Source organism: Corallococcus macrosporus DSM 14697 (assembly GCF_002305895.1).
In the GTDB taxonomy this organism is placed as follows: Bacteria; Myxococcota; Myxococcia; order Myxococcales; family Myxococcaceae; genus Myxococcus; species Myxococcus macrosporus.
In genome coordinates this window covers 3,577,681-3,600,003 of record NZ_CP022203.1, presented here as the reverse complement: position 1 = coordinate 3,600,003, position 22,323 = coordinate 3,577,681, and the positions used below count along the sequence as shown (strand labels likewise).

Genomic DNA, 22,323 nt, shown 5'->3' with positions numbered 1-22,323 from the left:
GTGCACGGCGCCGGGTGTGCTATCTCCCGCCGCCCTTCCGAGGAGCCGCCGCATGTCGTCCACGCTCGAATCGTACGAGCTCATCCGCTTCGCCGAGGCCTTCGAGGCCCGCCTCGCCACGGCGGGGGAAATGCTCACCGGCCGGCCCGGCCTGGATGCCGAAAAAGGCTGGCTGGCCACCGCGCTGGAGCTGGTGCGCGCCGCGCGCGCCCCCACCGCGGGCGTGCTCGACCGCGTGAAGGACCTGCCCGAACTCGAAGAGGCGCGCGAGGAGTATGCCTTCCACCAGCAAGGGCTCTGGGTGGACGCGCTGGAGAAGCTGCACGCCGGCATCACCTTCACCGCCAGCAGCCGCGCACCCGTCATCGAGGCCCTGTTCCCTCACCTGAAGTTCCCCCAGCTCCGGCGAGCGCCCCGCGAGGCCGTGCTCGAGTACGCCACCTCCTACGAGCGGCGCACGAAGAGCGCCTATGTGACGCGCATCTTCGGCCGCGAGGATTTCGCGCTCGTCCGCCCCGTCATGGAGCAGGTGGTGGCCGCCCACACGGCGTGGCGCTCCAGCCATGAGCCCGCGCCCCTGTCCCTGGAACAGGAGGCCCTGCTGCGCGAGGAGCTGGTCACGCTGGGCCGGAAGCTCGACCAGTCCCTTCGCCAGGCGCGATTGCTGGCCGAGGCCGCGCTCGTGCCCGTCCCCACCGTCTATGAAGCCGCCGGGCTGAACCTGAAGCCCAAGCGCCGCGCGGGGCGCGGGCTGGCCCTCTCCGATGATGGGCTGGCCGGCTTCGACGAGCCCGGGGACTCCATGGAGCCCACCGAGGCCGAGCTCGCCGAGGTCGCGGCGCTCGACGCGGGCGACGATGTCGCGCCCACCAGGGCTTCAGAGCCGGTTGCGGCATCGGATGCCCCTGCGGCGGGTGTCGAGGCGACGGCCGGGGATGGCGACCTGGAGGCGGGGCACGACGCGGAAGCCACCCCCGCGAACGGTGGTGAGGGCTCGGACGCGATTGGCGCTGTGGCATCCACGGCTTCAGTGCCCGTAACGACCGCCGAGGCAACGGCTCCCGTGCCGGCAGATGGCTCGCAGGCCCCTCTCGAGACCGCATCCGAGGGTGATTCTCACGCGGGACCAGCCCTTCCGCCGCCCCAGGCCCAGGCCGACGGCGACACCTCGCCCGGCGAGTCCGCGGCCAGCGCGGTGACGAGCGACGGAGGCGAATCGGCTCCCGATGGCGCCCCCCTGGCGGCCCGCGACGCCGGCGCCCCCGCTCCGCGCGGTGGGCGCCGGGGCCGAAAGAAGGCGGAGGACTCCGAGCCCGCCGCTCCCGAGGCCGCCAAGTCACCTTCCGCCAGCGAGGCGCAGGCGCCGCGCGTCCGGAAGAAGAAGGGTTCCCCGCAGTCCGCGCCCCCGACACCGGGCGCGGAGACGCCGTAGAGGACACCGGGCCATGGCGGACGTCGCGCTTCCCATCGATCCCCTGTTGCCGGACATCGTCTCCACGCTGCGTGGCGCGCGCTCGCTCGTGCTGGAGGCCCCTCCCGGCGCGGGGAAGACGACCCGTGTGCCTCGCGCGCTCCTGGAGGCCGGGCTCGGACAGGGCAAGGAGATCATCGTCCTCCAGCCGCGCCGGCTCCCGACGAGGCTGGCCGCGCAGCGCGTGTCCGACGAGCTGGGCGAGCGCGTGGGCGACTCCGTGGGCTACCAGGTCCGCTTCGAGGACGTGCGCAGCGCGAAGACGCGCCTGTCCTTCGTCACCGAGGGCGTCCTGGGCCGCCGGCTCCTCTCCGACCCGAAGCTCCGGGATGTGGGCATCGTCGTGCTCGACGAGTTCCACGAGCGGCACCTCTCCGCGGACATCTCCCTGGCCCTGCTGCGCCGGCTCCAGGAGACGGCGCGCCCCGACCTCAAGGTCGTGGTCATGTCCGCGACCCTGGAGGCCGAGCCCATCCGGGCGTACCTCGGCGGAAGTCCCTCGCTCCGCTCCGAAGGCCGCCGCTTCGACGTCAGCGTGGAGTACCTGCCCGCGCCCGATGACCGCTACCTGGACCAGCAGGTGCTCTCCGGCCTCAAGCGCGTCTTCGCGCAAGGCGTGGATGGCGACGTGCTCGTCTTCCTCCCCGGCGCGGGTGAAATCCGCCGCGCGCGGGACACCTGCGCGGAGTTCGCCGAGCGCCAGGGCGCCGACGTCCTTCCCCTCCACGGAGACCTGTCCCCCGCCGAGCAGGACCGCGCCGTGCGGCGCAGCTCCCGGCGGAAGATCATCCTCTCCACCAACGTCGCCGAGACGTCCGTCACCATTGACGGCGTGGCCGTGGTCATCGACTCCGGGCTCGCGCGCGTGGCGTCCCACTCGCCCTGGTCCGGCCTCCCCACGCTCAAGCTGTCCAAGGTCAGCCGCGCGTCCGCCATCCAGCGCGCGGGCCGCGCCGGACGCACCCGCGCGGGCCACTGCCTGCGCCTCTACACCCAGCACGACTTCGACGGCCGCCCGGAGCAGGATGCCCCGGAGATTCGCCGCACGGACCTCGCGGAGACGGTGCTCTCCCTGCGCGCGGCCGGCATCACCGACCTGGCCGCGTTCCCCTTCTTCGAGCCGCCCCCCGCCGCGTCGCTCGATGCGGCGGAGGCGCTGCTCCGCCGCCTGGGCGCGGTCGACCCGTCCGGCCGCGTCACGGAGGTGGGCGAGCGGCTCCTGCGCTTCCCCGTCCACCCCCGTCAGGCGCGCATCATCGTCGAGGGAGAACGCCGGGGCGTGGGCGCCGAGGCGGCGGTGCTCGCCGCGCTCATGGGTGAGCGTGACATCCGCCGCGAGGCCCGCGCCAACCTGGGCCAGGGAGGCCGCTCGGCCGCCATCGTCAGCGGCCCGTCTGATTTGCTGGAGCTGTTCGAACGCTTCCGAGAGGCGGAACGCGCGGGCTTCGCCTCCGGCCGCATGCACTCGCTCTCACTGGAGGCCGGCGCCGTGCAGTCCGTGGACCGGGTCCAGAAGCAGCTCCGGCGCGCGGTGCGCGGCCAGGGCCAGCGTCCCCAGCGGCCCGAGGACGTGGAGCAGGCCCTGATGCTCAGCGTGCTCGCGGGCTATCCCGACCGCATCGCCCGGCGTCGGCGCCCCCGCGCGCCCGAGCTGCTGATGTTCGGCGGAGGCACCGCCACCCTGTCGGACGTCAGCGTCGTCCAGGACGCCGACCTCATGGTGGCCGCCGACGCCGAGGAACGCCCCGGCAAGGGCGCCGTGGTGCGGCTCGCCAGCGCCGTGGAGCCTGAATGGCTGCTGGACCTCTACCCGGACGCGCTGGAGGAGGTGGACACCCTCCAGTGGAACGCCGAGGCCCGGCGCGTGGAGCGGCTCACCCGCCTGTCCTACGGCAACCTCGTGCTGGAGGAGACGCGCACCCCCGCCCCCGCCTCCGAGGCCACCGCGCGCGTGCTCGTGGAAGCGGCGTTGGCCGCGGGGCCCGGGAAGTTCGCGGACCCGGAGGCCCTGGAGCAGTGGCGCACCCGCGTGGCCCTGCTGGCGGAGGCCTTCCCGGAGGCGAGGTTCCCCACCATCGATGACGCCTTCCTGCGCGACGCGCTGGCGTCACTCTGCTCGGACGCGCGCAGCTTCAAGGACCTGGAGGGCGTGTCGCTGCTGGACGCGCTCTACGCGCGGCTCACCTCCGAACAGCAGCGGCTGTTGGCCTCACACGCGCCCGAGCGCGTGACGCTCCCCGGAGGCCGCGGCGTCAAGGTCCACTACGAGCCGGGCAAGCCGCCCTGGGTGGAGTCCCGGCTCCAGGACTTCTTCGGCATGGCACAGGGGCCCAACGTCTGCGCGGGCCGCGTCCCGCTGGTGCTGCACCTGCTGGCGCCCAACATGCGCGCGGTGCAGGTGACGACCGACCTGGCCGGCTTCTGGGAGCGGCACTACCCCGCCATCCGCAAGGAGCTGTGCCGCAAGTACCCCCGGCACTCGTGGCCCGAGGACCCGCGGCATGCCCAGCCGCCCGCCCCCCGGCCACCGCGCCGCTGAGGGTTCCGTCAGAAGCGCTTGTGCATCTCCAGGTGCTCCATGCCGGCTTCCTCGAAGACGGCGCCGACCGGCAGGTAGCCATGCTTCTTGTAGAACTCCAGCGCGATGAGCTGGGCGTGCAGCATGATGCCGTTGACGCCACGCCGGCGCGCTTCCTCTTCGAGCGACGTCAGCAACATGGAGCCCACGCGCGCCTTGCGGTGCGACTGGAGGACGGCCATGCGGCCAATCTGGCCCCACGTGCCCTCCTGGTTCGCGGGAGGCTGAGGCAACATCACCAGCCGTCCGGTGCCAATGGCATGGCCGCCCTGGTTGGCGATGACGTGGTAGGCGTGCGCGTCCTCGGCGTCGCGCTCGATGCCCTCGGGAACCGCCTGTTCCTCGATGAACACCACCTCGCGGATGGCGAGCGCCTGCATGAGCTCCGCCTCACTCTGGATTTGAGTGATGGTGACGGGCGCGGAAGTATCCGGGGGAGAGGCCATGTCGCGGGCAAGGTACACAAAAGCCCGCGAGGTCAACAGGCGGAAAAAGCACTGTGGCGCGCCGGGGTTGCGCCCCATGCCCCGCCTGCCTGCCGCCCCCCGCCGGGTGGCCCGGAGCGTCCCGGTGCCGTGCTAGGCTGCATGCCGCCATGCGCCTCAACCGACTGCTCGCACTCGCCCTGGCCCTGTCGGCCCTGCCCGCCACCGCCCAGCCGGAGCTGTTCTTCGGCAACGGCCAGGCCCCCGTCTTCCGCGAGGAGGACATGGACAAGCGCTTCGCCCGGTCCAAGCTGAACCAGGGGTTGAACCAGGGGACGCAGGACGCCGGCTGTGCCCAGTTGCTCGGCGCGATGCTGACGCTGATGGGCGAGACGGGCGTCGTGCTGCACAAGCGCGACGAGAACTTCATGCTGGACCCGGTGCTGGTCAACGCCCTCAACACCCAGCTCGTCAACCCGCGCTTCCCGGGCAACGCCTTCTTCGTCGCCATGGTGCGGCGCGTGCTCATCGACCGGAAGCTGCCGCAGGAGTGGCTGGTGACGGCCCAGGCCCTGGCGCCCTACTACCCCGCAATCGACCTGGGGCGGCTGCGCTTCCTCGCCAGCGGCGTGAAGCCCCTGGACAGCTTCCTGCTGACCCTGCCCGCGCTCCGGGAGCGCTACGCGCAGGAGGTGCAGCGCGCCACCTCCGTGGGCGCCTCCACCGCCGAGGCCCTCTTCCGCGAGAACTACCTGGACCACGAGGTCGCCTTCGGCGCGCTGGAGCTGGTGGACGTCAAGCTGGAGAAGCCGAAGAAGCGGCGCCTCAAGAAGGGCGAGGAGCCGGAGCCCCCCTACATGCTGGCCCGCCTCGTGTGGGTGGAGCCCGAGGCGCCGACCACGGAGCGCTACGAGTTCCACTTCGGCAAGCCCACCAAGCGCGCCCGGGTGGAGATCTCCGCGAAGCTCCAGGAGACGCAGTTCACGGACCTCAACAAGCTGCTCAAGGGAGCCCGCGTCCTCGTGCGGGGCCGCCTCTGGGAGTACAAGAAGAACCTGGCGGGCATCGAGCTCCGTAACGCGCTGCTCTTCCCGGAGCGGGACTGGACGAAGACGCCCATGCTGGCGGACCCGGCCGCCGTCGCCGCCTGCCCCCTGGCCGTCAACGACTTGACGGGCTTCGCCCCCATCCAGCCCGGCGCCTTCGGGAAGCAGCGCTGACGCACATCCTCCCGCCCGGACGCCCATCCACCCGGCGGTACCGCGCCCGAGGGGATGGCCTCGGGGCGCGGAGGAATCCACGGCTGGCACGCCCCCTGCTCAGCTCCCCGCGCCCACCGCACGAGGGATGCCATGAAGGTCGACAGCCAGGAGCCCACCGCCGGCGCAAGACAGGCGAAGTCCTCGCCCGACGCCGAGCGCTTCAAGAAGGCGCTGGAGGAATCGGACGCACGCAACACCCCGCCCCAGCCGCAACGCGGCACCACACGCTCCCCCGCGACGGCGCGCGTCCGGCCCACGCCGCAACCGCTGGCGCGAGCCTCCGGGCCCGTGCTCGCCACCCAGCGTGGCGCCCTCTCCAGTCCGGAGAGCCTGGGGCTCAAGCGGCAGGCGATGCACGCCGAAGTCCAGCGACTGGACACGGTCCGCGGTGAGGCCCAGACACAGGGCCAGGCGCGCACCGAGCACCGGCTCCACGAGTTCATCGCCCGCGAGCTGTCGAAGGACCTGCGCGCCCCGCTCCCCACGCCGACGGAGCCGCGCCCGCCACAGGGGCCGCCGCCGCCGGACGCGCAGCGCCCGCCTCAGGAGCCTCCCGGGCAGGACGGCTCCCCTCAGGTGTCCATGGGCGCGGCGGGCGCGAGCGCCCACGTCGAGGACACGAGCCCCGCCCCGCGCGCCGAGGCCGCCCTGGCGCTCATCGAGCGAATCGAGGTGTTCGTGAAGTCCCAGCGGCCCGCGCTCAGCATGAGCCTGCGCGGCCACCTGGACGCCACCGTGGAGGTCGAGCGGACCGGCCCGCGCGAGGTGTCCCTGCGCATCCAGGGCCGGCACCGCCCCGTGGCGGCCGAGGACCTGAGCCGGCTGCGGGACGCGCTGGAGGCGCGCGGCTTGAAGCTGCGCTCACTGCGCGCGGAGTAGCCCGGTGGAACGAAGAAGGCCCTCTCGCCGAGGGGCGAAAGGGCCTTTCCGGGGCGCGCCAACCTCAGTGGGTTGTCAGCCGCCCGCCGGATCCAGCAGGGAGCGCTTGTCTTCCTTCGTCTTGAACTCCTCCGCCTCGGGCAGCGCGGCCTTCTTCTCCGCGATGTTGGGCCACTTCGTGGAGAAGTCGGCGTTCAGCGCCGTGTATTCCTTCCACTGCGGCGGCAGCTCCGTCTCCGGGAAGATGGCCTTGGTGGGGCACACCGGCTCGCAAGCGCCGCAGTCGATACACTCATCCGGGTGGATGACCAGGAAGTTGGCACCCTCGTAGAAGCAGTTGACCGGGCACACCTCGACACAGTCGGTGTACTTGCACTTGATGCAAGGGTCGGCAACGACGTAGGCCATTGAAAAGTCTCCTCTCGGTAGAAACCAGGCGCGTCCGTGGGCGCGCAGAGTAGTGGTTCGAGCTGGCGATGGCACCCTGAATCTGTGCCATCCCTCCGCCCGCGTCGGGGCTCAGCCCAACAAGCCCTGGGCCAGCAGCAGCTCGGCCACCAGGATGGCGCCGCGCGCGGCCCCCATCTTGGTGTTGTGCGACACCAGCACGTACTTGAAGCCGTTCTCCAGGACGCCATCCTCGCGGATGCGTCCGACGGTGGTGGCCATACCGCCGTGCGTGTCCCGGTCCAACCGGGGCTGGGGTCGGAAGGGATCGTCCAGCACCTCAATCCAGCGCGGCGCGGCGGACGGCAGGTTCCTGGCCGGCTCGGCGCCCCGCCATTCCCGCAGGGCCTGGGTCACTTCGGCCACGGTGGCCTTCTTGCCCAATGAGACGAAGACGGACTCGGTGTGGCCCTCCATCACCGCCACGCGGGTGCAGGTGCAGGACACGCGCACGTCATGCGGCGTGAGGCCGTCCGCGGAAGGACGCAGCGCGCCGAGGATTTTCTTCGTCTCCACCTCGACCTTGTGCTCCTCCTTGGGAATGTAGGGGATGACGTTGTCGAGGATGTCCATGCCGATGACGCCCGGCGAGCGGCCTGCGCCGGACATGGCCTGGAGGCTCGTCATGAGCACGGCCTTCACCCCGAAGCGCTCCACCAGCGGCGCCAGCGTCACCGCCAGGCCCGTGGTGGTGCAGTTGGGGATGGGGACGATGAAGCCCTTCCAGCCGCGCCGCCGCTGCTGCTCCCGGATGAGGGGCGCGTGCGCGGCGTTGACGGGGGGAATCAGCAGCGGGACGTCGTCCTCGTAGCGGAACGCGCTGGCGGCGGAGAAGACGGGGATGTCCTTCGCCAGCTTCGGCTCCAGTTCGCGCGCCACGTCCGCCTCCACGGCGGAGAAGACCAGGTCGTAGTCCCTGGCCTCCAGGGCGTCACCGGCCACCACCTTCATCTGGGCGAGCTCCGCGGGCAGCGGCTCCGGGACGAACCAGGCCGTCATGCCGCTGGCCGTTTTCAGCGCCTCCGCGTACGTCTTGCCCGCCGAGCGAGGCGAGGCCGCGAGGCCCGTCAGCTCGATGGAGGGGTGGTCCTTGAGGGCGGCGATGAACTGCTGTCCGGCGAGTCCAGTGGCACCGATGAGGGCCGCGCGAAGCCTGGCCATGGGGGCGTGTCTCCAGTCTCCAGAGGAGGAAGTCGCCCGCTCCATAGCACCCTTTGACGACGCACCGCATCCACCCTGGTGCTCAGCGGGGCATCGCGGCGACGGGGGCCCGGGTGTGCCGCTCCGTGGGGAAGCCACCTGTGACCCAGGCCAGCAGCCCGCCGTCGAGACAGACGGCCTCGCGGCCCTTCATCCGGAGCAGGCGGCAGACACGGCGCGTGTCCCTTCCGTCCGGCGAGCAGCCGCAGAGGACGATGAGCTCGTCGTCCGGGAGCATGTGGTGGTCGCGGGCAACCTCCGCGGACGTCATGCGCAAGGCACCTGGGATGTGCAGGTCATAACGCTCCCAGTCCGCGGCATCCCGGCAGTCGAGGACGAGCACTTCGTCGTCCCCCAGACGCATGTAAAGCTCGGCACAGACGATGATGGGCTCCACGGTGCCCTCCGCGGGGTCTCTTCGGGTAACCCAGAGCGCCCGGGACGTCTTCCCGCCCCGCCTCCCCGCCTGCCCTCCTCGAAGCGGACGGGGCGCCGTGCCGCGCCGCGCCCCCTCCCTACAGGCCGAGCTGCTTGGCGATGATTTCGTTCATCACCTCACTGGTGCCGCCGCCAATGGGCCCCAGCCGCGCGTCACGCCAATGCCGCTGGATGTCGTACTCCATCATGTAGCCCGCGCCGCCGTGGAGCTGGAGGCACTCGTCCGCCACGCGGCAGCACGTCTCGGTGGCCACCTTCTTCGCCATGGACGTCTGCGCCACCGCCCACTCGCCAGCCACGTGCAGGCGCAGCGCGTGGTAGGTGAGCTGACGCGCCGACTCGCGCACGGTGAAGAGGTCCGCCAGCTTGTGGCGCACCACCTGGAACTGATGGAGCGACTGGCCGAAGGCGCGCCGCGACTTCACGTGCGCCAGCACCGTCTCCAGCATGTCCTCCATGGCGCCCACCGCGCCCAGCGCGAGCGACAGGCGCTCCCACTGGAAGTTGCCCATGATCTGCGCGAAGCCCTGCCCCTCCACGCCTAGCAGGTGCTCCGCGGGCACGCGGCAGTCCTCGAAGAACAGCTCCGCGGTGTCCGAGGCGCGCCAGCCCAGCTTGTCCAGCTTGCGCCCCACGGAGAAGCCCGGCGTGCCCTTCTCCACCACCAGCATGGACAGGCCCTTGTGGCCCGCGGCCGGGTCCGTCTTCACCGCCAGCACCACGAAGTCCGCGCGCACGCCGTTGGTGATGTACGTCTTGGAGCCGTTCACCACGTAGACGTCACCCTCGCGCCGCGCGGTGGTGCGCAGGCCCGCCACATCCGAGCCGGCGTCCGGTTCGGTGATGCCCAGCGCGCCAATCTTCTCGCCCTGGATGGCGGGGGTCAGCCAGCGGCGCTTCTGCGCGTCCGTGCCGAACAGGTGGATGGGCCCCGTGGAGATGGTGAACTGGGCCCCCAACCCCGCCGACACACCGCCCGAGCCGCAGCGCCCCAGCTCCTCCAACAGCACCGCCTCGTACAGTTCCCCCGCCGCCGAGCCCCCGTACTCCACCGGGTACTTCAAGCCGAGGAAGCCCAGCTCGCCGAAGCGGGTGAACAGCTCCCGGGGGAACGCCTCCCGGGCCTCCCACTCCCTCACGAAGGGGAGAATCTCCTTCTCCACCACCGCACGTACGGTGCGACGAAACGCGTCATGCTCTTCCAGGTACAGCCCGTGGCCGTGAAGCATCTTTCGAGCACCTCGTCCTGTCGGGCGCCCGTCCGCACGCGCACCCGGGGTGGAACCTTCTGGTGACGGCATGGTAACGGGACGCATGCGCACCAGACAGCCGTTGCATCCTTGACCGCGTGGTGGCGGGCTGCGTATAAAGCCGACCCCATCCTGTCGGCGCCATAGCCAAGTGGTAAGGCAAAGGTCTGCAAAACCTTCATTCCCCGGTTCGAATCCGGGTGGCGCCTCAAAGACACAAGGCCCGGTGCGGAAGTCACTCCGCATCGGGCCTTGGCCTTTTCAGGGGCAGTGAAGCGGGAACGGGGCGTCAGCAGCCCAGTTCCACCGCGCCGAGGTCCGGCCCGCCGCCGCAGAACGGGATGCCGACGTCCGCGCCCGAGTCCAGGGCCATGGGCCCCGGAGCGAAGGCCGCGCCGAGGTCGGCGGAGCCCAGGCGGGACGTCATGTCCCCCGTGGCGGCCTGATAGACGGTGAGGTCCACCGGCTCGCCGTCCTTCTTGAACTGGGCGCCGGCCGGGAAGAGGTTGTTGCCCACACTCATGCCCGGGGCCATGGGGCCCAGGTTCACCGCGATGAGGGCGTCCGCGAAGATGTTGTTCCGCACCACGGGGGACTCGGTGGGCCCGCCGGTGCCGTGGCCGATGATGAGCGCCGTGGCCGCGCGGGTGACGGTGTTGTTGACCACCAGGGTGCCCTTCGAGTTCTCCAGGCGGATGCCCGTGCCCTCCCCGCCTCCGGACTCGGTCATGTCGTACACGCGGTTGCGGCGGATGACGACGCCGGTGGGCATGGCCCCGTCGTGGTTGCCGCCCACCGCGATGCCCTTCGCGCCGTCGTAGATTTCGTTGTCCTCCACCAGCACGTTGCTCGCGGAGTAGTGGATGACGACGACGTCGCCCCGCGCCGTGGAGCTCGGGAGGAAGTGGTGCATCCGGTTGTTGCGGAGCGTCACCCCGTAACACGTCTTGATGTCCACCGCGTTCTCCCGGTTGGCGTAGAAGTGGTTGTTCTCCACCAGGAGGTTCTCCGCGGGCGGCAGGTCGCTGAAGCCCTCGGGGCCCAGGCACTGCACGGAGTCACCGGAGTTGTCGTGGATGTCGTTGTTGCGCACGGTGATGTCGCGCGAGGTGGGCTGCACCACGACGCCGTGCGAGTCCTCGTTGCCGGTGGTCTTCACGAAGTCGTGGATGTGGTTGTTCTCGATGATGGCGCCGGTGGCGTCGTTGAACGTCGTCACCGCGCCGCCGCCCGTGCCGCCGTGCAGGTCCGAGTTGACGAGCATGGAGCCCGTCACGTCGCCCTCGAAGGTGACGGCGAAGGGCGTCTGGCCCTCCAGGTCGATGTCGAAGCCGTCGATGATCCAATGCGGCTGGCGCACCTGGACCAGGCCGTGCTCGCCGGGGCCCAGGACGATGCGCGGGCCGCCCTCGCCCTGGAGCGTGATTTTCGCGTCGGCCGTGCCGGGCTTCGCGTCGTCACCGATGATGACCCGCTCCGCGTAGGTGCCCGGCAGGACGCGGATGAGCTCGCCCGGGCCGGCCAGGCTGATGGCCTTGTTGAGGGTGCGCAGGGGCTGCGCGGCGCTGCCGTCGCCCGCGTCGTTGCCCGACGTGCTCACCACCCACTCGCGCGTGTAGACGGGCGCCTCGGCGGCGGTGGTCATCGCCGTGGCGCTGACGGCCGGCTGGGGTGACGGGTCCTCGATGTTCACATGGTCCGAGTGGTTCGGCAGCGCGGCCACCGGCGTCCCCGCCACCGCCTGCACCCCTACGGGGGGGCGCGTCGCGAAGGCGCGGGTGGGCGCGGATGACTCCGCTGGCGCTGGCGCTGGCACCGAGCGCGGGGCCGAGCTCTCCACGGGCACGGGCGTGCCCCCACTGTCGGAGCCCGAGCAGGCCGTCGAGCCCAGCACCATCAGGCCCGTGGCCAGGAACGTCAGCTTCAGGCAGTTGCCGTGTCGGATTTTCATGAGCAGGGGCAACGCCGGAAGGCCTGTGCGCTATTCATCCCCTCCCGTCATGACACGCCCCCGCCGGCCTGCCCGGCGGGCGCCCGGCGAACGGTCCGTGACACCTTGGAGGTGCGACAGTACGGTGTCGCCCCCCGTGCGCCACGCCGTCACCCCGCTTCTCGCCGCCGTCCTGCTCTCCGCCTGCGTGGCCTCGAAGCCCGCGGCCGACGTGCCCCGCGCGTCCGCCACCGGGCCGGCCGTCGTCTCATCATCCGAGGTGCCGCCGGAGCCGCCAGCGAGCGAGGACGCCCCGACTTCCGAGCCAGCCCACCAGGACACGCCAGGAGAGCCGGTTCACCCGGCGGGCAGCGCATCAGCGGCCACGTCCCAGGGGCCCTCGGCGAGCGCGGGCGATGGCGAAGCCCGCGGCGACGGAGGCGGCGCTCCGGCCTCGGCCACGGAGGGGCCCCCCGGGAGCACGGCACCGGGGCATGACCACGACGGCCACGGCCCCGCGGCTCCGCCCTTGGAGGAGGACCCGCTGGCCCAGGGGCTTCCCACGCCGGGGGACCTCAAGCGCCTGGACTTCCGCGGCGGCGAGCCGCGCGTGCCGGTGCGGCTGATGGAAGGCCGCGCCGAGGTCACCTTCGCTCCCCGGGGCCGGATGCGGCTGCGCTTCGGGGGCCCCGACGAGAAGATGCTCGACGCGGCGGCGGGCACCCGGTGGACCGTCCGCGTGACGCAGGGCACCCCGGCGGAGCTGTCCGCCCGCGTGCAGCTCGCCGAGTTCCGCATCGCGGACCGCGACGGGCTCCAGGCGGCGCTCGCGTCCTGGCGCGAGAAGGGGCTCGCGGTCCGGGCCCAGGTCCTGGGCTCCGTCTATGGCATCGCCGGCAAGGTCATCGACAACCGGCGCACCCTGCTGCTGGTGGACGAGGTCCTCACCCCCGAGGCGGCCGGCCGGAAGCAGGCGGAGCTGCTGCGCAGCCATGGCGCGCGGACGACGCTCTTCGAGGAGGTGAAGACGCCTGCCAAGGCCATCCTGGAGGTGCGCGACGAGGCGGGCGTGGTGGTGGGCCTGGCCCAGGACCGGCTGGACGCGGAGACGCCCGACGGCGCGGGCTTCGACGTCCGCCAGGTGGAGTTCGGCGTGGGCTACGACTTCCACGGCTTCGAGGACCGCACCTTCCGGGGCGCGCTCCAGTTCGTCGTGGACCGCTCCGGCCGGCTGGCGGTGGTGAACGTCGTCCCGCTGGAGGACCTGCTCAAGGGCCTGGTGCCCGCGGAGATCTTCGCCCGGGCCCATCCGGAGGCCCTCAAGGCCCAGGCCGTCACCGCGCGCGGCGAGGTGCTGGCCAAGGTGGGCATCAAGCACCTGGCGGACCCCTACCTGCTCTGCTCCGAGCAGCACTGCGCCGTCTACCGGGGCCGCACCGGCGAGGCCGCCAGCACCACCGCCGCGGTGGAGGCCACTCGGGGCGAGGGGCTCTTCAGCGAGGACGGCCGGCTGGTGGACTCCGTCTACAGCGCCGTCTGCGGCGGCCACACCGAGGACAACGACGTGGTGTGGGGCGGGCCCCCGGACCCCAGCCTGCGCGGCCGTCCGGACGTCATCGGCCCCGTGGGCGCCATGCCCCTCCCCGCCAGCCTGGAGCGCTGGCTGACGGCCCCCAACCTCCTGGCGGCCTGCCGGCTCTCCAGCTTCGCGCGGCCCAGCAAGTTCCGGTGGGAGAGGCGCTTCACGGCCGAGCAGGTGGACGCGCGCCTGAAGAAGCTGGGCGTGGGGCGCGTCCAGGCCCTGGCGCTGACGGACCGGGGCGTCTCTGGCCGCGCGGCCGTGTTGTCGGTCTCCGGCGACAAGGGCGCCACCCAGGTGCGCGGCGAGCTCAACATCCGCCGCCTGTTCGGCATGCTCAACAGCAGCATGGCGGTGGTGGAGGCCGAGCGGGACGCCGAGGGCCGGCTCACCGGCTGGCTTTTCCGTGGCGGGGGCTGGGGCCACGGCGTAGGAATGTGCCAGACGGGCGCCATTGGCCGGGCGGAGGCCGGGCAGCGCTACCAGGACATCCTCCGTCACTACTACAACGGTGCCGAGGTGGCCCCCATCTATTGAAGCGGGGAGGGGTTATCCTCCAGCCCCGTGCGCGGCCCGCGAATCAGTCAGCCCCTTCACCTGTTCAGCCGCGAACGCGACGGGACTAGTCCGCCCGTTCGGAGGTTTATCATCCCGCCGTGAGCACGGGTTCTCCCAACAACTGGCGTCGCCGGAGGCGGCAGAAGTCGTCCGCGGGGCGTTTCGCCGCGGCGCTCGCGCTCGCCCTGCTCCTCCATGCCGTCTACGTGGGCACCCTGCTGCTGACGGGCACGCTCCAGGGCGAGCCCACGGCCCGCAAGCCGTCGAAGCGGCCCTCCGCCGTGGCCGTGCGTCCGCTCACCGCCGAGCAGTGGGCGAAGAACCGCGGCCAGGCCTCGCCCCAGACGAAGTCCCAGGTGTCGGAGCGCCCCAAGGCCGAGGAGAAGAAGGCCGAGGAGAAGAAGGCCGAGGAGACGCCCAAGGGGCAGGTGGTGGACGTCGCGCCGGGCAATGAAGAGGTGGACCCGAACGCGAAGTACCTGGCGGAGAGCAACAACCGCGTCCAGAAGGAGACGCGCGCCCGGGAGCAGACGCCCTTCTACCGCAACGCCATGCCCCAGCGGACGGCGCCGCAGAACCAGCAAGGCCAGAACCGGGACGCGCAGGCGCCGCCGCGGATGGCCGGCAACAACGGCATGGGCGACGACGAGCGGCCCATGGCCCAGGGCGGCCAGAAGCCCGCCTTCGAGATCCCCGACGCCCGCAAGAAGAACGAGGTGGCGATGAAGACGGACCCGACGTCGCCGGGTCCGGGCGTGGAGGTGAACAACCAGAACGAGAGCGACGAGGTCATCGGGAACTCCAAGCGCCTCAACATCCAGCCGGGCACCGGCGGCGAGGAGGCCGGCTCCACGGGCCGCGCGGGCGCGCCTGGACTGGCGACGCTGGCGCCGTCGCGCGCCGTCATGGACAAGATCCTGGGCGCGGCCCCCAATGACCACCTGCAGGACGCCGAGGAGGGCGACGGCACCCTCCTCAACACGCGCGAGTGGAAGTACGCCAGCTTCTTCAACCGCGTGAAGCAGAGCGTGGGCATGCACTGGAACCCCAACGAGCAGCTTCGCCGGAGAGATCCCACCGGCGGCATCTACACGGGGCGAGACAGGTACACGCTGCTGGAGATCACGCTCGACGAGCGCGGTCAGTTGACGGACATCCAGGTGGAGAAGAGCAGCGGGCTCGACTTCCTCGACTTCGAGGCGGTGTCGTCCTTCAAACGCGCGCAGCCCTTCCCCAACCCGCCCCCCGGGCTGCTGTCGGACGACGCCAAGGTGAAGTTCCAGTTCGGTTTCTTCATGGAAATGGGCGGTGGCCCCAGGATGCGGCTGTTCCGCCAGCCCAACTGAGCGCGCACTGAAGTACCGTGCCCCGCGTGGACGGGACGACGCTCACCGACAGAAACCTGGCGCAGCAGGAGCGGAACCGGAAGGTCCGCCACGTGCTGCTGGGCATCCTCGTGGCCAACTGGGTGGTGGCCAGCGCCAAGCTGCTCTTCGGGATGCTGAGCCAATCCGCGGCGGTGACGGCGGACGGGCTGCACTCGTTCATCGACGGCGGCTCCAACGTGCTGGGGCTGGTGGCCATGGGCGTGGCGTCACGCCCGGCGGACGAGGACCACCCCTACGGCCACGGCAAGTTCGAGGCGCTCGCGTCGCTGGGCATTGGCGCGATGATTGGCGTGGGCATGCTGGAGCTGGGGCGCATGGCGCTCGACTCGGTGCTCAACGACAAGCACCCGCAGGTGACGGGCACCATGGCGGCCGTCATGGCCTTCACCCTGGTGGTGAACCTGGTGGTGACGCGGGTGGAGCGCTACTACGGGCGCAAGTACAAGAGCACCCTGCTGCTGGCGGACGCGAGCCACACCCTGTCCGACGTCTACGTCACCCTGGCCGTGCTGGGCTCCCTGGCGCTGGTGTGGCTGGGCTACCCGCGCGCGGACGGGCTGATTGCCCTGGCCGTCATGCTCTTCGTCGCCTGGGTGGCCTACGGCATCGTCCGGCAGGCGGTGGGCATCCTCTCCGACACGGCGCGCCTGGATTCGGAAGAGGTGAAGCGGCACACGCTGGCCGTCCCGGGCGTGCGCTCCTGCCGCGACGTGCGCAGCCGCGGCATGGAGGAGAGCGTCTACGTGGACCTCAAAATCGAGGTGGACCCGCAGCTCACCACCGCCCAGGCCCACGAGCTGGCGGACCGGGTGGAGCGGACGCTCCAGGCCGCCTATCCCCAGGTGGTGGACGTGGTCGTCCACGTGGAGCCGGACCGCGGCGCCCTGGCCGCGCCCGCGTAACGACGGCGAAGGCCGCCTCCCCGACCCGGGAGACGGCCTCCAGTCACGACGCGTGCTGCCCGCGAGGCGTCAGGCCGTGGCGGCCTTCGGCTCCGGCGTCATGTAGTCCTCGATGGGCGGGCACGAGCAGACCAGCTTGCGGTCGCCGAGCACGCTGTTGAGCCGGCCCACGGAGGGCCAGAACTTGTTGTCGCGGACCCACGGCGCGGGGAACACGGCCTGCTCGCGCGAGTAGGGCCGGTTCCACTCCGGCGCGGTGACGACGCGCGCGGTGTGCGGGGCATGCTTGAGGAGGTTGTTGTCCCTGGGCGCCCGGCCCTCCTCGATGTCCCGAATCTCCTGGCGGATGGAAATCATCGCGTCGCAGAAGCGGTCCAGCTCGGCCTTGGACTCGCTCTCCGTCGGCTCAATCATGAGCGTGCCCGCCACCGGGAAGGACACGGTGGGCGCGTGGAAGCCGTAGTCCATGAGGCGCTTGGCCACGTCCTCCACCTCCACGCCGGCCGTCTTCTTCAGCGGGCGCAGGTCCACGATGCACTCGTGCGCCACCTTGCCGCGCTTGCCCCGGTACAGCACCGGGTAGTGCGCGTCGAGGCGCGCGGCCACGTAGTTGGCGCTGAGGATGGCCAGCTTGGTGGCCTGGGTCAGCCCCTCCGCGCCCATCATCGCGATGTACATCCACGAGATGAGCAGGATGCTCGCGCTGCCCCAGGGCGCCGCGGAGATGGCGCCAATGGCCTCCGAGCCGCCCGTCTGGATGACGGGGTGCCCCGGCAGGAACTTCACCAGGTGGCTGGCCACGCAGATGGGGCCCATGCCCGGGCCGCCGCCGCCGTGCGGGATGCAGAACGTCTTGTGCAGGTTGATGTGGCACACGTCCGCGCCAATCAACCCCGGCGCGGTGAGGCCCACCTGCGCGTTGAGGTTGGCGCCGTCCATGTACACCTGGCCGCCGCGCTCGTGGACGATGGCGCAGATTTCGCGAATCTCCTCCTCGAACACGCCGTGGGTGGACGGGTACGTCACCATCAGCGCGGCGAGCGCGTCCTTGTGCGCCTCCGCCTTGGCGCGCAGGTCGTCCAGGTCGATGTTGCCATTCTCGTCGCACTTCGTGACGACGACCTTGTAGCCCGCCATCACCGCCGAGGCCGGGTTGGTGCCGTGCGCGGAGGACGGAATCAGGCACACGTCCCGGTGCCCCTGGCCGCGGCTCTGGTGGTAGGCGCGGATGACCAGCAGGCCCGCGTACTCGCCCTGGCTGCCGGCGTTGGGCTGGAGCGAGCAACCGGCGAAGCCCGTCACCTGCGTCAGCATCTGCTCGAGCTGCTCGAAGATGACCTTGTAGCCGGCCGCCTGCGAGGTGGGCGCGAAGGGGTGCAGCCGCCCGAACTGGGGCCACGTCACCGGAATCATCTCCGCGGTGGCGTTGAGCTTCATGGTGCAGCTCCCCAGCGGAATCATCGAGTGCGTGAGGGACAGGTCCTTCGACTCGAGCCGCCGGATGTAGCGCAGCATCTCCGTCTCGGAGTGGTAGCTGTTGAAGACGGGGTGCGTGAGGTACGCGCTGGCGCGGCGCAGCGCCGGCGCCACGACGCTCTCCACGCCCTCCCCCACCAGGTCCGCCAGCACCGGCGCCGAGGACTTGCCGGTCCCCGTGGCGAAGGCCGACAGGATGTCCTCCACGTCCGCCGGGCGCGTCGTCTCGTCCAGGGACACGCCCAGCGTCTTCTCGTCGATGCGGCGGAAGTTCATCCGCGCGGCTTCCGCGGCGCCCAGCACCGCGCGCACGTGCGGCGCCGTCAGCTCCACGCGCACCGTGTCGAAGTACTGGTCGTGCTTCAGCTTGAGGCCCAGCTTCGCCAGCCCCCGCGCCAGCAGCACCGTGAGGCCGTGCACGCGCTCCGCGATGGACTTCAGCCCGGAGGGGCCGTGGTACACCGCGTACATGCTGGCGATGACGGCCAGCAGCACCTGCGCGGTGCAGATGTTGCTCGTCGCCTTCTCGCGGCGGATGTGCTGCTCACGCGTCTGGAGCGCCATGCGCAGCGCGCGGCGGCCCTGCGCGTCCTCGGACACGCCGATGAGGCGGCCCGGCATGACGCGGGTGTACGCGTTCCTGGTGGCGAAGTAGCCCGCGTGCGGCCCGCCATAGCCCATGGGCACGCCGAAGCGCTGGGCGCTGCCCACCGCCACGTCCGCGCCGAACTCGCCCGGCGGCGTCAGCAGCGTGAGGCTCAGCAGGTCCGCGGCCACCACGAGCAGGCCGCCCGCGGCGTGCACCTGCTCCCCGAAGGCGCGGTAGTCATGCACCGCGCCGTCGGTGGCCGGGTACTGCACCAGCGCGCCCACGAACTTCCTCGAGCCCAGGTCCACCGTGCGGTGGTCCCCCACCACCACCTCCACGCCCAGCGGCTGGGCGCGGGTGCGCACCACGTCCACCGTCTGCGGGTGGCAGGCCTCGGAGACGAAGAAGGCCGCGCCTTCGTCGTCACCCTTCGCGTGGAGCGCCAGGGCCATGGCCTCGGCGGCCGCGGTGCCCTCGTCGAGCAGCGAGGCGTTGGCCACCTCCAGCCCGGTGAGGTCCATGATGAGCGTCTGGAAGTTGAGCAGCGCCTCCAGCCGGCCCTGGGCAATCTCCGCCTGGTAGGGCGTGTACTGGGTGTACCAGCCCGGGTTCTGGAAGACGTTGCGGAGGATGACGTTGGGCGTGTGCGTGTCGTGGTAGCCCATGCCGATGAAGGACCGGAACACCTGGTTCTTCGCGGCGATGGACTCCAGGGCGGCGAGCAGCTCGTGCTCGCCGCGCGCGGGGCCGAGCTTCAGCGGCTCCCTGGCGCGGATGGCGGGCGGGACGGCCTGGTCGATGAAGGCATCGAGCGAGTCCACGCCCAGCGCGGACAGCAACTGCTTCAGCTCGGTGTCATCCGGACCGATGTGACGGCCGGCAAACGGCTCCTGATACTTCCAGTTCAAGGACATGGCTTTGTGGCTCGCGGGCGAGTCGTGCGTCGAGAAGTCGAGGACCGTCCCTAACAGTCAGTCCCCGCCGCTTCACGCTCAGGCGTTCTTGAGCAGCTCGGTGTAGGCGGCGGCGTCCAGGAGGCCGTCCACCTGCTTGGGGTCCGACAGCTCGATCTCCAGCAACCAGCCCTCCCCGTACGGCGCGTCGTTCACCTGCTCGGGGCTCTCCGTCAGGGTGTCGTTCACCTTCACCACCGTGCCCGCCACGGGCGAGAACAGCTCGGACACCGCCTTCACGGATTCAATGCTGCCCACCGCGTCGCCCTTCGACACCTTGGCGCCGACCTTGGGCAGCTCCACGTAGACGACGTCTCCCAGAGAGGTCTGGGCGTGGTCGGTGACACCCACCACCACCACGTTGCCCTGCACACGGGCCCACTCGTGCTCTTCGGTGTACTTCAGGTCGCCAGGAACGTTGGCCATGTCGGTGCTCCTATCTGGAACGAGGGTGCTTCAGGGCTTCTTGTAGAAAGGCGTCTTGACCACCACCGCGGGCACCGCGCGCCCCCGGATGTCCACGTCGAAGGTCGACCCTTCCGCGGACAACGCCACGGGCACGTAGCCGATGCCAATGGCCTTCTTCACGGAGGGCCCCATGGTGCCGCTGGTGACCTCGCCCACCCTGGCGCCGTCCTTGAGGATGGCGTAGCCGTGGCGGGGGATGCCGCTGCCGGTCAGCTCGAAGCCCACCAGCTTGCGCTTCACGCCCGCGGCCTTCTGCGCCGCCAGCGCCTCCTTGCCGATGAAGTCCGCCTTGTCGAGCTTGACGATCCACCCCAGCCCGGCCTCCAGCGCGGTGTGCTGGTCGTCGATGTCATTGCCGTAGAGCGCGTACTTCATCTCCGTGCGGAGGCTGTCGCGCGCGCCCAGGCCACACGGCTTCACGCCGTCCTGCTGGCCCTCGGTGAGCAGCGCGTCCCACAGCGCCACCGCGTCCTTCGCCGCGCAGTACAGCTCGAAGCCGTCCTCGCCGGTGTAGCCGGTGCGGGAGATGATGCTGGGGACGCCGGCGACCTCGCCCTCGGCGAAGCGGTAGGTGCCAATCCTGGACACGTCCGTCTTCGTCAGGCGCTGGACCAGGCCGGCGGCCTTGGGGCCCTGCACGGCGATCTGCGCGTAGTCGTCACCGCGGTCCACGGGCGTCACGCCCCTGGCGTGCGTCTTCATCCACGCGAAGTCCTTCTCGCGGTTGCTGGAGTTGACGCAGAGGAGGATGCGCTCGGGGCTGAAGCGGTAGGCGACCACGTCATCCACGAAGGTGCCCCGCTCGTCGAGCAGGCCCGCGTACACCGCCTGCCCGTCCGCGATGCGGGCCAGGTCGTTGGAGATGAGCGCGTTGACCGTCTCCAGGGCGCCGGGGCCGGTGAACTCCACCTCGCCCATGTGCGAGACGTCGAACAGGCCCACGGCGGTGCGCACGGCCTCATGCTCGCCGATGATGGAGGTGTACTGGACGGGCATGTCCCAGCCAGCGAAGTCGACCATCCGGGCCCCCAGCTTGCGGTGGGCCTCGTTGAGGGGCGTCTGCCGGGCCATCTTCTTCTCCTGGAGGGGGGTGGAAAACGGCGCGGACTATAGCCGCGAGACTTGCCCGATCAAGGACGACGCAGAGCGTCTACACTGGGGACGACATGAAGATTCGTAATCGGTTGAATCCCTCCGACCCGTGCTTCTCCTTCGAGTTCTTCCCGCCCCGGACGGACGAGGGCGAGGCGAACCTGCTCAAGGCGCTGGAGGATCTGGCGGCCCTGCAGCCCGGGTTCGTCTCCGTGACGGAGGGCGCGGGCGGGAGCACCCGGACCAAGACGGTGGAGCTGGTGCTGCGCATCAAGCAGGAGACGGGCATCGAGGCGATGGCCCACCTGACCTGCGGCGGCCACACGCCGGCGGAGCTGCGCGCCGTGCTGGAGCGGCTGTCCGCCGCGAAGGTGGACAACATCCTGGTGCTGCGCGGAGACCCGCCCAAGGGCCAGGCGGCCTTCGAGCCCGCGCCCGGGGGCTTCCGCTACGCGGCGGAGATGGTGCGATTCATCCGAGAAGAGGATTTCAACTTCTGCCTCGGGGGAGCGTGCTATCCGGAGGGCCACGTGGAGACGCCTTCACGTGACGACGACCTGCGTCATCTCAAGGCCAAGGTGGATGCCGGCCTGGACTTCGTGGTGACGCAGCTCTTCTTCGACAACGCGTTCTACTTCGACTTCGTGGAGCGGGCGCGGCGCGCGGGCATCAACGTCCCCATCGTCCCCGGCATCATGCCCATCACCAACTACGAGCAGATTCAACGCTTCACGCGCCTGTGCGGAGCCACCGTGCCCATGCGCCTGGCGTTGCAGCTCGAGCGGGTGAAGGACAACCCCGAGGCCATGGCCCAGCTCGGCGTGGCCCATGCGACGGTGCAGTGCATGGAGCTGCTGTCGCGCGGCGTGCCCGGCATCCACTTCTACACGCTCAACAAGTCCCCGGCGACGCGGATGATCGTGAGCGCACTGCGAGCCCGTTCATGACTGGTCCTGGCCTCCAACTGCCCAAAGACGACCCCCGCAGCAAGGTCCTCAACATCATCCGTCCGCCCGCCTTCTTCCTGCTCTGCGTGGGCGTGCTGAACGTCATCTACAACCTCGCGGGCTTCGTGCTGGCGGCGTTGAAGGTGACGTCCCCCTTCGTGCCCGCGGGCGCGGAGGCCTCCACGCTGGAGCTGTCGCCCACGCTGGCGCTGATGCTGGTGGTGGGCATCCTCTGCGGGGTGCTGTCCGCCTGGGGCGCCATCAGCGCGCTGAACCTGAAGGGCTACGGCCTGGCCACGGTGGGCGGCATCACGGCGCTCTACATCCTGTCCCCCGGCTGCGTCATTGGCGTGCCGGTGGCCGTGTGGATGCTCTTCACCCTGCGCCGCGACGGCGTGCGCGAAGCCTTCCAGGCCTGAGCGTTCAATACGCGGCGGTTGGAGCGTCAACCCATCGCCGCGCTTCGAAGCGCGAGCAGGCCGGCGCTCCCT

The 22,323-nt window shown here is 70.9% G+C and carries 18 protein-coding genes and 1 tRNA gene; 10 read left to right on the top strand and 9 right to left on the bottom strand.

All coding sequences use genetic code 11. The features are described from left to right. Positions 1–52 precede the first annotated feature (52 nt). Both MYMAC_RS15115 and hrpB read left to right on the top strand, forming a co-directional pair. Positions 53–1,432 (top strand): hypothetical protein, encoded by a 1,380-nt coding sequence (locus tag MYMAC_RS15115; protein ID WP_013939630.1) that lies wholly within the window; start codon positions 53–55, stop codon positions 1,430–1,432. Between the two features lie 13 nt (positions 1,433–1,445). After that, on the top strand, positions 1,446–4,010 hold the full coding sequence (gene hrpB / locus MYMAC_RS15110) for an ATP-dependent helicase HrpB (RefSeq protein WP_095958606.1): 2,565 nt from the start codon (positions 1,446–1,448) through the stop codon (positions 4,008–4,010). 8 nt (positions 4,011–4,018) lie between these two features. Here hrpB and MYMAC_RS15105 read toward each other — a convergent pair whose 3' ends face one another. Further along, positions 4,019–4,495: a GNAT family N-acetyltransferase gene (locus MYMAC_RS15105; RefSeq protein ID WP_043711013.1), complete on the bottom strand. Its 477-nt coding sequence runs from the start codon at positions 4,493–4,495 to the stop codon at positions 4,019–4,021. A gap of 149 nt (positions 4,496–4,644) precedes the next feature. Between MYMAC_RS15105 and MYMAC_RS15100 the strand changes: the two genes are divergently transcribed. Next, the gene (locus MYMAC_RS15100; RefSeq protein ID WP_013939627.1) at positions 4,645–5,694 is read left to right on the top strand and encodes a hypothetical protein; all 1,050 of its coding nucleotides are present in this window, start codon (positions 4,645–4,647) and stop codon (positions 5,692–5,694) included. A 132-nt stretch (positions 5,695–5,826) separates the two neighbouring features. Then, positions 5,827–6,615, top strand: a complete 789-nt coding sequence (locus MYMAC_RS15095) for a hypothetical protein (RefSeq protein WP_095958605.1) — start codon at positions 5,827–5,829, stop codon at positions 6,613–6,615. Positions 6,616–6,690: 75 nt separating this feature from the next. On the opposite strand, the gene fdxA is transcribed toward MYMAC_RS15095, so the two are convergent. From fdxA to MYMAC_RS15075, 4 genes are all read right to left on the bottom strand, one after another. Next, entirely contained in the window at positions 6,691–7,023 is a 333-nt protein-coding gene (fdxA, locus tag MYMAC_RS15090; protein WP_095958604.1) for a ferredoxin FdxA, read from the bottom strand. A gap of 111 nt (positions 7,024–7,134) precedes the next feature. Beyond that, the gene (gene asd / locus MYMAC_RS15085; protein ID WP_013939624.1) at positions 7,135–8,223 is read right to left on the bottom strand and encodes an aspartate-semialdehyde dehydrogenase; all 1,089 of its coding nucleotides are present in this window, start codon (positions 8,221–8,223) and stop codon (positions 7,135–7,137) included. Positions 8,224–8,305: 82 nt separating this feature from the next. Next, a complete protein-coding gene (locus MYMAC_RS15080; RefSeq protein WP_013939623.1) occupies positions 8,306–8,659 on the bottom strand; it encodes a rhodanese-like domain-containing protein in 354 nt (117 codons plus the stop codon). A 118-nt stretch (positions 8,660–8,777) separates the two neighbouring features. Then, on the bottom strand, positions 8,778–9,929 hold the full coding sequence (locus MYMAC_RS15075) for an acyl-CoA dehydrogenase family protein (protein ID WP_095958603.1): 1,152 nt from the start codon (positions 9,927–9,929) through the stop codon (positions 8,778–8,780). Positions 9,930–10,087: 158 nt separating this feature from the next. Between MYMAC_RS15075 and MYMAC_RS15070 the strand changes: the two genes are divergently transcribed. Further along, positions 10,088–10,159, top strand: a tRNA-Cys gene (locus tag MYMAC_RS15070). 80 nt (positions 10,160–10,239) lie between these two features. On the opposite strand, the gene MYMAC_RS15065 is transcribed toward MYMAC_RS15070, so the two are convergent. Beyond that, a complete protein-coding gene (locus tag MYMAC_RS15065) occupies positions 10,240–11,901 on the bottom strand; it encodes a right-handed parallel beta-helix repeat-containing protein (RefSeq protein WP_420810038.1) in 1,662 nt (553 codons plus the stop codon). A 97-nt stretch (positions 11,902–11,998) separates the two neighbouring features. Here MYMAC_RS15065 and MYMAC_RS15060 point away from each other — a divergent pair, with 97 nt between their 5' ends. The 3 genes from MYMAC_RS15060 (at position 11,999) to MYMAC_RS15050 (ending at position 16,307) form a co-directional block, all read left to right on the top strand. After that, complete coding sequence (locus MYMAC_RS15060; protein ID WP_095958601.1) at positions 11,999–13,996, top strand: SpoIID/LytB domain-containing protein; 1,998 nt, start codon at positions 11,999–12,001, stop codon at positions 13,994–13,996. A gap of 119 nt (positions 13,997–14,115) precedes the next feature. Further along, on the top strand, positions 14,116–15,363 hold the full coding sequence (locus MYMAC_RS15055; protein ID WP_095958600.1) for an energy transducer TonB family protein: 1,248 nt from the start codon (positions 14,116–14,118) through the stop codon (positions 15,361–15,363). A 26-nt stretch (positions 15,364–15,389) separates the two neighbouring features. After that, positions 15,390–16,307, top strand: a complete 918-nt coding sequence (locus MYMAC_RS15050) for a cation diffusion facilitator family transporter (protein WP_043713151.1) — start codon at positions 15,390–15,392, stop codon at positions 16,305–16,307. Positions 16,308–16,376: 69 nt separating this feature from the next. Here MYMAC_RS15050 and gcvP read toward each other — a convergent pair whose 3' ends face one another. The 3 genes from gcvP to gcvT all read right to left on the bottom strand — a co-directional run bounded on the left by gcvP (position 16,377) and on the right by gcvT (position 20,864). Then, positions 16,377–19,286 (bottom strand): aminomethyl-transferring glycine dehydrogenase, encoded by a 2,910-nt coding sequence (gene gcvP / locus MYMAC_RS15045; protein ID WP_095958599.1) that lies wholly within the window; start codon positions 19,284–19,286, stop codon positions 16,377–16,379. 78 nt (positions 19,287–19,364) lie between these two features. Beyond that, positions 19,365–19,751, bottom strand: a complete 387-nt coding sequence (gene gcvH, locus MYMAC_RS15040; protein ID WP_013939615.1) for a glycine cleavage system protein GcvH — start codon at positions 19,749–19,751, stop codon at positions 19,365–19,367. A gap of 30 nt (positions 19,752–19,781) precedes the next feature. Beyond that, positions 19,782–20,864 carry a glycine cleavage system aminomethyltransferase GcvT gene (gene gcvT / locus MYMAC_RS15035; protein WP_013939614.1) on the bottom strand — a complete coding sequence of 361 codons (1,083 nt, stop codon included), beginning with the start codon at positions 20,862–20,864 and terminating at the stop codon, positions 19,782–19,784. Positions 20,865–20,959: 95 nt separating this feature from the next. On the opposite strand from gcvT, the gene metF reads away from it, so the two are divergent. Both metF and MYMAC_RS15025 read left to right on the top strand, forming a co-directional pair. Then, the gene (gene metF / locus MYMAC_RS15030; RefSeq protein ID WP_095958598.1) at positions 20,960–21,832 is read left to right on the top strand and encodes a methylenetetrahydrofolate reductase [NAD(P)H]; all 873 of its coding nucleotides are present in this window, start codon (positions 20,960–20,962) and stop codon (positions 21,830–21,832) included. Continuing rightward, positions 21,829–22,251: a hypothetical protein gene (locus MYMAC_RS15025; RefSeq protein WP_013939612.1), complete on the top strand. Its 423-nt coding sequence runs from the start codon at positions 21,829–21,831 to the stop codon at positions 22,249–22,251. Before metF ends, MYMAC_RS15025 begins: the two co-directional genes overlap by 4 nt. The last annotated feature ends 72 nt before the right edge of the window (positions 22,252–22,323 follow it).

Bases quoted from the DNA above. Each gene is read 5' to 3' on its own strand.
- hrpB (WP_095958606.1), top strand. From the start codon at position 1,446: ATGGCGGACGTCGCGCTTCCCATCGATCCCCTGTTGCCGGACATCGTC.
- MYMAC_RS15095 (WP_095958605.1), top strand. From the start codon at position 5,827: ATGAAGGTCGACAGCCAGGAGCCCACCGCCGGCGCAAGACAGGCGAAG.
- gcvH (WP_013939615.1), bottom strand. From the start codon at position 19,751: ATGGCCAACGTTCCTGGCGACCTGAAGTACACCGAAGAGCACGAGTGG.
- MYMAC_RS15025 (WP_013939612.1), top strand. From the start codon at position 21,829: ATGACTGGTCCTGGCCTCCAACTGCCCAAAGACGACCCCCGCAGCAAG.
- gcvP (WP_095958599.1), bottom strand. From the start codon at position 19,286: ATGTCCTTGAACTGGAAGTATCAGGAGCCGTTTGCCGGCCGTCACATC.
- metF (WP_095958598.1), top strand. From the start codon at position 20,960: ATGAAGATTCGTAATCGGTTGAATCCCTCCGACCCGTGCTTCTCCTTC.
- MYMAC_RS15065 (WP_420810038.1), bottom strand. From the start codon at position 11,901: ATGAAAATCCGACACGGCAACTGCCTGAAGCTGACGTTCCTGGCCACG.
- MYMAC_RS15105 (WP_043711013.1), bottom strand. From the start codon at position 4,495: ATGGCCTCTCCCCCGGATACTTCCGCGCCCGTCACCATCACTCAAATC.
- MYMAC_RS15100 (WP_013939627.1), top strand. From the start codon at position 4,645: ATGCGCCTCAACCGACTGCTCGCACTCGCCCTGGCCCTGTCGGCCCTG.
- gcvT (WP_013939614.1), bottom strand. From the start codon at position 20,864: ATGGCCCGGCAGACGCCCCTCAACGAGGCCCACCGCAAGCTGGGGGCC.
- fdxA (WP_095958604.1), bottom strand. From the start codon at position 7,023: ATGGCCTACGTCGTTGCCGACCCTTGCATCAAGTGCAAGTACACCGAC.
- MYMAC_RS15075 (WP_095958603.1), bottom strand. From the start codon at position 9,929: ATGCTTCACGGCCACGGGCTGTACCTGGAAGAGCATGACGCGTTTCGT.
- asd (WP_013939624.1), bottom strand. From the start codon at position 8,223: ATGGCCAGGCTTCGCGCGGCCCTCATCGGTGCCACTGGACTCGCCGGA.
- MYMAC_RS15115 (WP_013939630.1), top strand. From the start codon at position 53: ATGTCGTCCACGCTCGAATCGTACGAGCTCATCCGCTTCGCCGAGGCC.